The organism is Kocuria sp. GQ42 (genome assembly GCF_059758435.1).
On the sequence record NZ_JCAXEN010000003.1, the window covers coordinates 81166 to 93593 of the forward strand.

General features: G+C 71.2%; 14 protein-coding genes. 7 read left to right on the forward strand and 7 right to left on the reverse strand.

Annotation, left to right across the window (positions count from 1 at the left end; translation table 11 throughout):
• Positions 1-10: 10 nt before the first annotated feature.
• A complete protein-coding gene (locus AC6CH6_RS08230; protein WP_498254769.1) occupies positions 11-313 on the forward strand; it encodes a hypothetical protein in 303 nt (100 codons plus the stop codon).
• A gap of 156 nt (positions 314-469) precedes the next feature.
• Here AC6CH6_RS08230 and AC6CH6_RS08235 read toward each other — a convergent pair whose 3' ends face one another.
• Both AC6CH6_RS08235 and AC6CH6_RS08240 read right to left on the reverse strand, forming a co-directional pair.
• Complete coding sequence (locus AC6CH6_RS08235) at positions 470-739, reverse strand: hypothetical protein (RefSeq protein WP_498254770.1); 270 nt, start codon at positions 737-739, stop codon at positions 470-472.
• A gap of 180 nt (positions 740-919) precedes the next feature.
• Positions 920-1684 carry a nuclease-related domain-containing protein gene (locus AC6CH6_RS08240; protein WP_498254771.1) on the reverse strand — a complete coding sequence of 255 codons (765 nt, stop codon included), beginning with the start codon at positions 1682-1684 and terminating at the stop codon, positions 920-922.
• Positions 1685-2085: 401 nt separating this feature from the next.
• On the opposite strand from AC6CH6_RS08240, the gene AC6CH6_RS08245 reads away from it, so the two are divergent.
• Together AC6CH6_RS08245 and AC6CH6_RS08250 are read left to right on the forward strand one after the other, a co-directional pair.
• Positions 2086-2760 (forward strand): M15 family metallopeptidase, encoded by a 675-nt coding sequence (locus AC6CH6_RS08245; protein ID WP_498254772.1) that lies wholly within the window; start codon positions 2086-2088, stop codon positions 2758-2760.
• 96 nt (positions 2761-2856) lie between these two features.
• The gene (locus AC6CH6_RS08250; RefSeq protein ID WP_498254773.1) at positions 2857-4044 is read left to right on the forward strand and encodes a thermonuclease family protein; all 1188 of its coding nucleotides are present in this window, start codon (positions 2857-2859) and stop codon (positions 4042-4044) included.
• A gap of 160 nt (positions 4045-4204) precedes the next feature.
• On the opposite strand, the gene AC6CH6_RS08255 is transcribed toward AC6CH6_RS08250, so the two are convergent.
• Positions 4205-5215 (reverse strand): Abi family protein, encoded by a 1011-nt coding sequence (locus tag AC6CH6_RS08255; protein WP_498254774.1) that lies wholly within the window; start codon positions 5213-5215, stop codon positions 4205-4207.
• Positions 5216-5746: 531 nt separating this feature from the next.
• On the opposite strand from AC6CH6_RS08255, the gene AC6CH6_RS08260 reads away from it, so the two are divergent.
• Positions 5747-6175: a DUF1801 domain-containing protein gene (locus AC6CH6_RS08260; protein WP_498254775.1), complete on the forward strand. Its 429-nt coding sequence runs from the start codon at positions 5747-5749 to the stop codon at positions 6173-6175.
• 155 nt (positions 6176-6330) lie between these two features.
• A complete protein-coding gene (locus AC6CH6_RS08265) occupies positions 6331-6657 on the forward strand; it encodes a GYD domain-containing protein (RefSeq protein ID WP_017834933.1) in 327 nt (108 codons plus the stop codon).
• Between the two features lie 47 nt (positions 6658-6704).
• Here the strand turns inward: AC6CH6_RS08265 and AC6CH6_RS08270 are convergent, their stop codons facing one another.
• Positions 6705-7655: an intradiol ring-cleavage dioxygenase gene (locus AC6CH6_RS08270; protein WP_498254776.1), complete on the reverse strand. Its 951-nt coding sequence runs from the start codon at positions 7653-7655 to the stop codon at positions 6705-6707.
• A 293-nt stretch (positions 7656-7948) separates the two neighbouring features.
• Between AC6CH6_RS08270 and AC6CH6_RS08275 the strand changes: the two genes are divergently transcribed.
• Positions 7949-8452, forward strand: coding sequence for an SRPBCC family protein (locus AC6CH6_RS08275; protein ID WP_498254777.1), 504 nt, complete (start codon positions 7949-7951; stop codon positions 8450-8452).
• Between the two features lie 48 nt (positions 8453-8500).
• On the opposite strand, the gene AC6CH6_RS08280 is transcribed toward AC6CH6_RS08275, so the two are convergent.
• The 3 genes from AC6CH6_RS08280 to AC6CH6_RS08290 form a co-directional block, all read right to left on the reverse strand.
• Positions 8501-8947 carry a hypothetical protein gene (locus AC6CH6_RS08280; RefSeq protein WP_498254778.1) on the reverse strand — a complete coding sequence of 149 codons (447 nt, stop codon included), beginning with the start codon at positions 8945-8947 and terminating at the stop codon, positions 8501-8503.
• 227 nt (positions 8948-9174) lie between these two features.
• On the reverse strand, positions 9175-10203 hold the full coding sequence (locus AC6CH6_RS08285; protein WP_498254779.1) for an FAD-dependent oxidoreductase: 1029 nt from the start codon (positions 10201-10203) through the stop codon (positions 9175-9177).
• Positions 10204-10273: 70 nt separating this feature from the next.
• Positions 10274-10651: a TIR domain-containing protein gene (locus AC6CH6_RS08290; protein ID WP_498254780.1), complete on the reverse strand. Its 378-nt coding sequence runs from the start codon at positions 10649-10651 to the stop codon at positions 10274-10276.
• A gap of 216 nt (positions 10652-10867) precedes the next feature.
• On the opposite strand from AC6CH6_RS08290, the gene AC6CH6_RS08295 reads away from it, so the two are divergent.
• Positions 10868-12352, forward strand: a complete 1485-nt coding sequence (locus AC6CH6_RS08295) for a selenium-binding protein SBP56-related protein (RefSeq protein WP_498254781.1) — start codon at positions 10868-10870, stop codon at positions 12350-12352.
• Positions 12353-12428: the final 76 nt, after the last annotated feature.

The window sequence follows — 12428 nt, forward strand, 5'->3', positions numbered from 1 at the left end:
GGAGCTCATCATGATCTCGTTCGTGTTCCTGGTGCTGGCCGCAGCCGCTGTGCTGTCGGTGTACACAGTGATCGGTCGCCTGGCCGCACCCCCGGAGGAGCGGGTGCCGTGGCGCCACCTCGGCTGGGACGGCTGGGCCCACACGCTACGACGCAGCCTGGCCTTCCTGGGCGACGTGGCCCCGCGCATGGGCGCCGGTCACCCGGCGAGTCCGTCTAACGGCGTCGCCCCGTCGTCTGGCCGGCAGGCCGCCGTGGCTGACGACATCCCGAGGAACGTACGGCCCCTGCCCGGGCCCGCAACCTGCTCGTGAAGTGCGACTGGGAGGTGTCCTCGTCCGGCAGGCAGGTTCAGCGCCTCCTGCCGGACGAGGGCATTACCCCGACAGGCGCTACAACAACCGGCCGCAGAACACCGTGGGCAGGGGCGTGAATCCTCCGGCCGCGTAGGCGGCACGGACTGATGAGCCTCAGGGAGTCCAGCCGAGGACCGCTTCCCCGAACGTCATGACACCGAACCACGTCGCGACGGCCACCACGGGGACCAGCAGCACCAGATAGGACCGGCGCTGCACCAGCCGCACCCCGACGTAGGTCAGGAGCACCCACCACACGCCCAGGAGCACGATGGCCCACAGCGGAGCCATCAGACCGCTGGCCATGTAGAAGAACCCGACCACCAGCTGGGCCAGGGCCGCGATCACCACCGCCACCACGAACAACGGCGTCGTCGTTCTCATGCCTAAACTGTGCGCTTCGGAACAGGCACCGGCAAGAGGGGAACCGCCTCCCCCGCAAAGCCGCCGACATTTGACGTGGGTGAGACCGGATCGAGTGGATCTCCACGCCAGAGCTCACGAAGGCTGGAAGGGCGCCTCGTCACCCGCGCCGTGCTGCGTGCCCGTCCGCCGCCCTGTCACTCATGACAGTCCGGCGTTGAGCAGCGCCGTCAGGACGTCCGGACCGTGGCTGACGAGGGCTGCACCGGCACCGATGAGCAGCCCGAGGCCCCACAGTCCGCGCCGGCGTTGCGCGCGACTCACGGAGGACCGGAGTTCGGCGAAGCGCTCCTGCAGCGCGACCGGGTCCTCGGGCGGCGCGGGATGGTGGTGCCACGTCCCCGGAACCACGGCTGCGGCAGCGATCCGGGCGACCCGCTCAGGAGCCAGGGCGGGACGACGACGCTTCAGCCAGCGCAGCAGCTCACGATCGGTGACAACTTTGACGTCGGCGGGACGCTGTTTGATCGTCAGCTTTCCCGGTTCGATCAGCACCAGCACCGGGGTGACCGACACCGGCTCCCCCACCGCCGCGCTCAGCCGCTTCGCAGCTCGGGCCGCCTCATGCCGGGCGTGGGGCAGGTAGTGCTGCTTGTGCCCGTCGATCAGTATCGCGCGCTCGCCGATCCAGACATTTCTGCCCGCGTGGTTCTTCGTGTTGAGCGTGAACACGCCTGCCGGACCGATCAGCACGTGGTCGATGTCCGACACCCCGGCGCCGACCGGAACGGCGTGGAGCACCGTCCACTCCGGACCCAGGCGGTCGAGGATTTGCCCAACCGCGATCTCCCCCAGCGCCCCCTGGAACCAGGGCCGGCTGTCGGCGCTGAGCGGGTTGGCTCCGACCAGACGTCGCCACCACGACCGGGGCGGATCTCCGTCATGGATCCGCAGCGTCTCGGCCATCACCGCCTGCCCGGCTCGTCGGTTCGCCAGACTCGACTCCGGCGTCGGAGCCCGCGCCTCCGCCGGCGGCCCGAGCAGCCGGAAGGCGGCGAATCCCGTGGTGCGGATGGGCGGCGGGGGTACAGAGTCGGCGGAGGGCGGCATGGTCGTCAGCTTTCGAACAGGGGCGGAGCGGACGTCTCGCTGACGATCAGCGAAGGCACCGCTTCGACGAAAGGGTTCACTTTTGCACAGAGTATGCCGGTGCGGCAGCCACCCGCCCCTGACGCCGCCGGCCGGACATCCCCCGTCACACAGCCCGTGCGGTGAAGGGTCGTGGCTAGGCTGACGCTGGTCTTTTCCGAACACGTGGGGGCGTGGACATGATGCGATTTCTTGGCCGACTCGGCAGTGCAGCGGCGGTGGCAGCTCTGACGGTGGGGTTCGTGGCGCCGACGGCAGTCGCCGGCGGGACGACGACGACCTACGACATCGACTCGGCGTGGAGTCCGACGGTGGTGGTGAACAAGCACCGACCGCTGGACCCGCCCAGTTATGTACCGAAACCCCTGACCCGGATCAAGACGGAGCAGCTGCGCAACGAGGCCGCCCTGGCCTACCAGCAGATGGTCAAGGCGGCCAAGGCGGACCGGGTGAACATCGTGGCCATCAGTGGGTACCGCTCCTACGACCACCAGGCCAGTCTCTACGACAGCTACGTGCAGCAGTACGGGCAGGAGACCGCTGACACCATCGCCGCCCGGCCCGGGCACAGCGAGCACCAGACCGGGCTGGCCATGGACGTGGGCAACTCCTCCGGGGCGTGCGCGCTGCAGGACTGCTTCGAGGGCACCCCGGTCGGGGCCTGGGTCGCCGAGCACGCATACGAGTACGGGTTCATCATCCGCTACCCCAAGGACGAGCAGGACGTCACCGGGTACAAGTACGAACCGTGGCACCTGCGCTACGTCGGTCCGGAACTCGCGGACGAGATGCGGCTGAAGGCCGAGCAGACTGCCTGGAAGGGCCCGAAGCTGGACACCGACACCATGGAGGAGTTCTTCGGCCTCGCGCCGGCCCCGGACTACCTGTACTGAGCCTGCTGCCGCAGAACTGGGGACACGAGCCTTCCCGGTGATTGCAGATGCATCCATAGGCTGGAGGAGAACTGACGCTTTCCTGACAAGACTCCCGTGGCCCCCTCCCCCGTTTCTCTCCGCCTGGGCGCCTCCGCGCTCGTCCTCCTGCTCCTGGCCGGCTGCGGCGGGCCGGCGGTCTCCAGCGGCACGACGTCGTCGTCGAACGCCGCCTCCACCGAGACCTCCGCCGCCCCGGAACTGCGCGGCGAGCGCGCCGTGGTGGAGCGGGTGATCGACGGCGACACCGTCGACGTCCAGCGGGACGGCGAGGTGATGCGGGTGCGGCTGCTCAACATCGACACCCCGGAGACCAAGGACCCGAACGAGGTCGTCGAGTGCCTCGGCCCGGAGGCGACCGCCCTGCTGGAGGAGCTCCTGCCGCCGGGCACCGTGGTGGGCCTGGAGTACGACCAGGAGCGCACCGACCGCTACGACCGCACCCTGGCCGGGGTCTTCCTGGAGGACGGCACGCTGGTCAACGCCGAGATCGCCCGCCAGGGCCTGGGCGCACCGCTCTACATCGCGCCGAACGGCCGGTTCCTGCCGCCCGTCGAGGAGGCCTTCGCCGAGGCCGAGGCGCAGCAGACCGGCCTGCTCGACCCGACCCAGGGCTGCACCATCCCTGCGCAGGTGCAGCAGGCGACGAGCGCGCTCGCCGACGCCGCGCCGGCGGACCTCGCCGATGCGGCCGGGGAGGTCGCGGCCGCCGTCGCGTTCCTGGAGGCCCTCGACGCGGTCGACGGCGACGCGCACCCGCACGTCCGTCACCTGGTCGGACTGCCGTCGCTCACGAGCGGGATCTCGGGCGTCCGCCAGGACGTCGCGGCTCTCCAGGAGCGTGCCGCGGAGCAGCGCCGCGCGGCGGAGGCCAAGGCTGCGGAGCGCAGGGCGGCCGAGGACCAGCGCCGCCAGGCGGAAGCCGACGCGGCACGTCAGGCGGAGTCCGCCCGGCAGGCCGAGCTCGACCGCCAGGCGGAAACGGGGCGACAGGCAGCGGCCGACGCCGCGCGTCGGGCAGTCGTGCCCGCGCCAGCACCGGCTCCCGCACCGAACCGGGCGCCTGCTCCCGCTCCCGCTCCCGTCCCGAGACCCGCTCCGGCTCCCGCCCCTGCGCCGAAGCCCGCCCCGAACCCGGGCGCCAACATCGTCAATCAGGCCCCGTCCGGCTACTACGCGGACATCCCCGGCTACACCGGGCCGCGCTGCTACGCCCCGGGCGGGAAGTTCTTCAAGCCCTGCTGATCCCCTGGCTGCAGGTCGCAGGACACCCCAATCGCCAGTCGGTCTCCGCCCGAACCGCATCCATGGTTCAGCGGAACCTTGCCGTGTTGTCGTCAGCTTCGACCTGGCAGTCGAGAATGGCCGCTTTGCCGTGGATAGGGCCGAAGGCCCAGTGATTGCGTCACCTCCCGAGGTGAGCAGTCCAGAACGGGTCCTCCGACCAACCGTCGAACATGCCCATCGCGGGGAGCGGTACCCGTGTGTGCTGCTCGAGCAACTGAACAAGCCGCTGCGCCCAGGTGCTGCGCGGCGACACCGTCGAGAGGACGGTCTGGAGTGACACGAGCACCGGGTAGAGGCGGTGGCGCCGCGCGTCGACTTCGTCCAGGACTGTGCGATCGACCAGCCAGGTGATCGAGGCATCGGCAGGTATCGCGGGGTAGACACCGAGGCCCACGTTCCACAGCCGTCCATGGTGAGCGCACACGTTGCGGACGCGCACATAGGTCTTCAACCACGAGGTCAGGACCGCCTCGTTCAGACCGAGCGAACGGGCGATGGCCGTCCTGGCGCTGCGGGGGGAGATGTTCGAGTACAGGTGGCTCAGCTGCCCGATCGTCAGCATCTCGACCATCACCCAGGACGGCGGCAGCTCAGGGAATCCGTAGGTGATGAGATAGTGCTCCAGCGCCGAAGGATAGGTCATGGCGTCCCCGGCCGGCTCTGGCTGTCGCCGTAGTTGCTGAGCGCATTCGTCGCGAATCTCGCTGAGCAGGCGGTCATGCTTTGAACGACTGGTGAAGTGCATGGGATCGACGTACCAGTGGGGGCCACCTGCCCTCTCGGACATGATGTCGGTCAGGCCGGCACGCACTGCGACCTCCACCCGTTCCAGGGCGTCGAGTACCAAGAGGCGCAGTTGTCGGTCGAACACGTACAGGTCGAGGATGTCGTCAAAGGTCGTTCCGGGCCGAAAACGGTGCGATCCGTCGCGGAACTGAAACGGGATCGTGTACGGCGAGAGCCTGTAGTAGCCGATGTGCCGCAGATAGCGCAGGGCACGATCTGGGTCGGGTACTGCCATGCCCCTGTCCGACCACTGTTTCGCCAGTTCGGCGTGCGGCAGCGCCGGCTTGGCGTAGTGGGCGTCTCCCCGCGAGCGGGGGCTGGGCGGAATGCGGCCTCTGGACACGGAACTGATCCTAGTTCCGAACAGAAAAAATCCCCCAGGTGCGCATCGTGGAGAGGCGAGGGGGATCTAGTGCTTCCATCCTAGCTCGGGAGGACGCGACCTGGAAGGCGCAACCTCGGATTGTCCGGAGGTGGGGGCCGGTGTCGGTGTCGGAACTCAGGATCACCTCTCTGTCGGTCCCGTCGTCAGCGCCCCGATGGCGGTGACCAGGCGTGACCGCACTGTGAATCGGGGTCTTTCCCGCCTCTTGTACAACGTTATTCAGACAGAATTGGATAAGACGACGGGGTGACCAACGTTCCGACCACACCTCGTCCGCCCTGGACGACTTCGCCGCACGCCTCGGACGCCGCGCCTGAGCCGTCGGTGACCGGCCGGCGTCGTCGTCGCCCGGGATCCGAGCGGAGTCCGCATCGCGCTGGCCCAGGGCGTGGACCAATACCCGCCCAGGCCCCGCCCTGCCGTGTCGGACCGGCCGAGGACCCTGGGGCCTGAGACGATCGACGTCCCAGCGACCCCGAGGAGCCCACCGTGGAGAAGACAGGTCAGCCGGTCGAGGAGTACCTCGCCGGGGTCACGCCGGCGAAGCGGCGGGCGGACGCCGAGCGCCTCCTTCCCCTGTTCACCCGGGTCACCGGTCAGCCGGCGGAGATGTGGGGCACCATCGTGGGTTTCGGCCAGTACCACTACAAGTACGCGAGCGGGCACGAGGGCGACGCCCCCGCGGCGGGCTTCGCCGCCCGGAAGGCCGCGACGACGGTCTACGTGTACGACGGCGTCGACGCCCACCGGGAGAACCTGGCGCGCCTGGGCCCGCACACCACCGGAGTGGGCTGCCTCTACCTCAAGGATCTCGACGCGGTGGACCTGGACGTCCTCGAGCAGATCGTCGCCGCCTCGTACGCGAAGCTCGGCGACGGCCCGTGGACGGACCGAGCCCGGGACGGCGCCCCGGCCTGAGCGGACGCCGCCTCCACCGACACGGAGGCGACATGAGTCACGGGCCGGCGACGATCCGGGCGATCCCCTGGAGTGCACCCCTGCGGGGGCCTACGGTCAGCACACGCCTGCTCGGAACCGGCCGGACGGACACCACCACACGAGGGGACGAGACGATGCCGCTCTACCTGTCCAAGTTCAGCTACACCCCGGAGACCTGGGCGCGGTTGATCGCCCACCCGGAGGACCGTCGTCAGGCCGCCCAGGACTACATCGAATCCGTCGGCGGCAAGCTGCACGGCTTCTGGTACGCGTTCGGCGAGCACGACGGCTACAACCTGTGGGAGGCGCCCGACAACGTGTCCATGGCCGCGGTCGTCCTGGCCATCAGCGGTGGTGGAGCCCTGAGCTCCCGGGAGACCACGGTGCTCATGAGCGTCGAGGACACGCTGGAGGCCCTGCGCCGGGCCGAGCAGATCACGTACCGGCCTCCCGGGACCTGATCCCGTCTGCCAGCGGATGCCCAGAAGCAGACCGACCGCTGGATCGCTCAGCGGGACGGGGGCGGCCCGGCCGGCCCTCCCGCCATGCCGCCGCCGGTGGGCGTGGTGGTCGTGTCCACCCCGGCGGTCAGAGTGACGGTGTAGCCCTGGGCGACGCTGCCGGTGACGGCACCCAGCTGGCTGGCCCCGCCGTCGTCGCCGAAGACGTTGTCGCTCGCCAGGGTGAGCTGGGCCAGGTTGCTGACGGAGGACTCGTAGCCGGTGGTGGCATAGACGGCGTCGCAGGCGTTCTTCGGCAGGGCGACCTGCGAGGTGGAGATCGCGGTGGTGGAGTCGGTGATGGACGCCTGGTCCGGGTAGACCTCGAAGTGGATGTGCGGCCACCGGCCCGTGTAGCAGGCCGGGAAGATGCTGGTGAAGCGCACCTTCCCGTCGTCGTCGGCGATCTGCACCCCGCGCAGGTAGTTCTCCTCGGTGACGCCCTCGCTGTACATGGAGTAGCGGCCCTCCCGGTCGCAGTGCCAGACGTAGACGGCCACCCCCGCGAACGGCACCCCGCCGTCGGCGAGATCGGCGATGGTCAGCTCCAGCGTCATGGGCACGCCCTCGGCGGTCCCGCCGGCGTCCCCGAAGCTGGAGCGGAGGTCGCTGCGCACGATCCCGCTCTGCTCGAGCACGTCGGGACCGTTGGAGCCGTCCCCGGGGTAGGGCCCGGCGGTCTCGTCAGGGATCTCGTCCACCGCCAGGGCCGTGGCCGAGGGCGAAGGAGACGTGGAGGCCGACGACGACGCGCTCGCGCCGCTGCCGCCCGCTCCGGCCCCGCAGGCCGCGAGCCCGAAGGCCGAGGCGCCGAGACCGAAGACCGTCAGCACCTTCCGCCGGTTCATCAGGGTGCCGATGTCGAAGCCCAGCCCCTGGTCGACCACCTCCTCCTCGGGGCGCGGCAGCCGGCGGCCCTCGTAGCTGAGCGCCGTCTCGTGCGGGGTGCTGCGGTCCATGGGTCCTCCATCGGTACGGGTCGTTGTCGGCCTCCACGCTAGGAACGGGTGCTGTGCCGCGGCTGAGCCGGGACACAGCACCGCTTGTGCGAATTCATGGGCCGGTGCGGGCGCCCGTCCGGTGGGACGGGCACCGGCGGCAGTCCGCCGGCGACACGCAGCCGCGGCGAGCAACGATCCGGTCTCGCCCGGACAGCCCCGCCGCACCGGGGTCCTACCGTGGGAGCACCCGGCCCGTCGCTCCCCCGGGGTGCCCGGGCCCCCGCCACGCGGACACCGCACGGAGGACCATCATGCAGACACTGGGCCGCGCCGAGGACTCCATCCACGTCGAGGCGCCGCCGCGGACGGTCTACGACCTCGTCGCCGACGTCACCCGCACCCCCGAGTACAGTCCCGAGGTCGACGAGGTCGTCTGGCTCGACGACGGCGGACCCCGCGTCGGCGCACGCTTCCGGGCCCGCAACCGGGTGCCGCCCGACTCCCGGTTCCCGTGGCACAACACGCCGATCGTCATGGCCGCCGAGCCCGGCCGGGAGTTCGCCTTCGCCCGCACCGAGCGCTTCGCCGGCACCCTCGTGTGGCGCTACCGGTTCGAGCCGGAGGGCGCCGGCACCCGGGTGACGGAGTCCTACGAGATCGCCCGCCCGGTCGGCCGCATCGGCTGGTTCATCATCGGCACCCTGGGCCGGGACCGGGAGCGGATGACCACGATGCGCGAAGGACTGCGGGAGAGCCTGCAGCGGCTCAAGCGCGTGGCCGAGGCCGACGCCGCGTCGTCGTCCCCCGCACCGTGACGCACGGGCCGGCCGTCGGCGACGACCGGCCCGTGCGGGGAGGGCTGCTCACCCCTGGGGAGTGCTCAGGTGCTTGAGGTGCTCGACCTTGAGCCGGCGGTAGTGGGGCATGAGCTCCGCCGCGCTGTAGGTGGCCGTGGCGGTCACCGGTGTTCCGGGATGACCGTGCGCCGCGAGGATCCGGAGCAGCGCCGCTTCGTGCTGGGTGAGGATCGTCTGGTTGAAGTAGCCGTGGTGCAGCAGGGCGGCGATCCCTCCGGCGTAGGCCCAGGTCGGGGAGCCTTCGTCCATCGGCGCCCGAGGGTCGCCCCAGTCGGCGGGCCCGCCGGTGGCGGCCAGTTCGGAGGCCAGGACGTTGTCCAGCGCCTCGGCCCGGAAGGACAGGGAGAGCTCGGCGACCTCGTCGACGATCTCGAAGCGGTCCACGCGCACCCCGGCCGGGGAGCGGGTCTCCACCAGGTTCTTGGCGTCCTGCAGGATCTCGGAGGTGGTCATCGTCGTCTCGCTTCCTGAGTGGGGGGGCGAAGCACAGTCGATCCGTTTACATCAGCCTACTGGCTACTCCGGAGTCACTATTTGGCCCCTCTGTCCCCACAAAGACCCACGCCTGGGGCGCCGCACAGGGTGCATCGCAGGCCGATCGCACGGTTCTCCCCACGATGGTCCTGGGGGTCGCCCTCGTTCGTGACGCCCCGGCAGTCCGCAGCTGAGCCCCGCCCGCGCTAGCTCAGGCGTGCCGCGGCGGCGACCGCGGCGTTGCGCACGGCCAGCCCGTGCCGCGCCGTGCCCACGCGATTCGCCAGACGGGCCAGGCGCACCGTGCGGACGGTGGGCCGGCGGCGCGCCGCGTCGTACCGGTGCAGGGCGCCGGGCACGTCGGAGGCCGCGCCCAGCGCCTCGACGAGCGCCGTGGCGTCGACGAGGGCCTCGCAGGCACCCCGGCCGAGATTGGGTGCCATGCCGTGGGCGGCGTCGCCGAGGAGCACGGTGTTCCCCCGGACGTAGGACGGCAGCGGGGGCACGTCGAGCAGCGTGCGCCGGTCGATCGAGGTGTCCCCGAGGGCGACCAGGACGCGCCGCACCTCCGGGTGCCAGTTGCCGTAGAGGCGGTGAAGAGCCTGGGCGTCGTCGCGCTCGGACGCGGCGGCGGCGAGCACGTCGGCGCGGACGCTCGCGAACCAGTTGGTGTGCTCGGCGTCGTGCGGGGTGATCCCGAAGAGCCGCGCCGGCCCCCAGGTCTCCGTGGCGCCGTCCGCCGGCCCCGGGACGGTGCCGCGGAGGGCGACCGTGCCCAGCGGCCGCGGGGCGACACCGAAGAGCGCGGCGCGGACGGGGCTGTGGACGCCGTCCGCCGCGACGACGACCTCGGCCGCGGGCAGGGCGCCGCGGTCCGTCACCGGGGCGTTCCACGCGATGACGTCCGGCGGCAGGCCCTCGGCCAGCGCCGCCAGGAGCGCGGGCCGGGGCACCAGCCGGGCCGTGCGCCCGGGGCCGAGGTGGGCGATCTCGGTGCCGTCCGGCCGGAGGAGCCGCGCACCCCGCTGCTCCACGGAGGCGGCCCGGACCTGCTCGCCCATCCCCAGCCGGTCCAGGGCCCGCATCGCCTCGGGCCACATGCCCAGCGCCGTGCCGGTGCCGGGCAGGCCCGAGGACCGCTCGAGCACCCGGACGGACCAGCCCGCGCCGAGCAGGCCGCGGGCGGTGGCCAGGCCGGCGATGCCCGCACCGATGACGACGGCCGATCCGCGCACGGCTCCTCCTGTGGTCGGCGGGTCCCGGTCCCGGGACATGACCCGGGCAGTCGAGCTGCAGGCGGCCGAGCTACAGGCGGTCGAGGAAGTTCCCGATGTTCTCCCACGTCCAGGTCTCGCAGCGCGCCGGGCCCATCTCGGTCGGCTTCCTCCGCGCCTCGGGCTCCACCCACAGGCCCAGCAGCGGCTTCTCCTCGGCCACCGCGCACCGGATCTGCCACCGCGCCGCGTCCGATTCCGGCGTGCCGCCGCCGATCAGCGCGATCACACCGTCGCTGCGGCGGATCCGCTCCCGCACGTCCTGCTTCCACTCGTCCGCGCCCGTCCCGTCCCCGGGCGGCTCCACGAACCGCGCCTGGTCCCCGGCCCGGTCCCACTGCGCGGTGAACAGGTTCCGGAACAGCTCGTCCTGCTCCGCGAACGCCAGAAATACAGTTTTCGGCGCCATTGCCGTCAACTCCCTGCAACATCGAATATTTGTCCTAGTGCAGGCACCATATGCGGTCGGCGCCGTCCGGCGGGCAGGGCCGAGCAACATCCCTTCATGAAGACCTCTGATGTCCCGCTGTGCAGTGCGCGGCCCGAATGCCCTCCGCGCGCTCTGGCCTGCTCGCGGGCGGGGTGGGAAAATGGTGCTGCACCTGCCCAGCACTGGGGAGTTCCGATGAGACACCACGGCCACGACCACCACCACTCCGGGCCCGGCGGCGGCCACGCGGAGGGGACCGATGCCGCCGCGTCCTCGCCGACCGACCCCACGTTCTACCGCTCCCCGGCCGAGGCCATCGCCGCCCCGCGGGAGAAGCTGGCGTACGTGGTCGCCTTCGACCGCGCTGCTGAGCGCCCCGACGCGCTGACCGTCGTGGACCTCGACCCGGATTCGGCCTCCTACGGCACGGTGGTCGGGTGGGAGGACATGCCCACCACCGGGGACGAGCTGCACCACTTCGGCTGGAACGCCTGCAGCAGCGCCTTCATGCACGAAGGGCACGACATGACCGGTCTGTCCCGCCGGTACCTGCTGATGCCCGGGCTGCGGTCCTCCAACGTGCACGTCGCCGACACTCACCCCGACCCCCGCGCCCCGCGGGTGATCAAGACCATCACGGCGCAGGAGCTGGCCGAGAAGGCCGGGTACTCCCGCCCGCACACCCTGCACTGCGGCCCGGACGGGGTCTACCTCTCCTGCCTGGGGGCGGCGTCCGGGGATGGCGGGCCAGGCGGGATCGCCGTGCTCGACCACGACACCTTCGACGTGGTCGGGCGGTGGGAGACCGACCGCGGCCCCCAGCACCTGGCCTACGACGCCTGGTGGCACCTGATGCACAACACCCTGGTCACCAGCGAGTGGGGCACCCCGGCGATGGTGGAGAACGGCGTGGTCGCCGAGCAGCTGCTCAACCAGGAGTACGGCCACGCCCTGCACTTCTGGGACCTCGCCGCCGGCAAGCACCTGCAGCGCGTGGAGCTGGGGCCCGAGCACCAGATGGCCCTCGAGCTGCGACCGGCGCACGATCCGGAGGCGACCTGGGGGCTGGTGGACACGGCGATCTCCACGCAGGACCTCTCGGCCTCGATCTTCCACTGGCACCGCACCGGCACCGGGGAGTGGACGGCGGAGAAGGTCGTCTCCATCCCGGCCGAACCCCTCGACGCGGACAAGTTGCCGGAGTTGCTGCGCCCGTTCGGGGCGGTGCCGCCGCTGGTCACCGACATCTCCCTGTCCGTGGACGACCGCTGGCTCTACGTCTCCTGCTGGGGCACCGGGGAGCTCAAGCAGTACGACGTCTCCGATCCGGCCCACCCGCGCGAGACCGGATCGGTCCGTCTGGGCGGGATCGGGGACCGCGCCGCCCACCCCTCCGCCCCGGGCACATGGCTCGGCGGAGGCCCGCAGATGGTGGAGACCAGCCGCGACGGCCAGCGGGTCTACGTGACCAACTCCCTCTACGGGGCCTGGGACGACCAGTTCTACCCCCACGGGATCGGGGCCTGGATGGCCAAGATCGACGCCGACACCGACACCGGCGGTCTGTCGATCGACGAGGACTTCTTCCTCTCCCAGGAGGACTTCCGCGGTCTGCGCGTCCACCAGATCCGGCTGCAGGGCGGGGACGCGTCCTCCGACTCCTACTGCTACCGCACCTGACCCACGCGCTCGGCACCGGCACCATCGCTCGGAGGCCAGCCCGCGCCGGACGGATCCGGAGGAGGACGGAGGACCG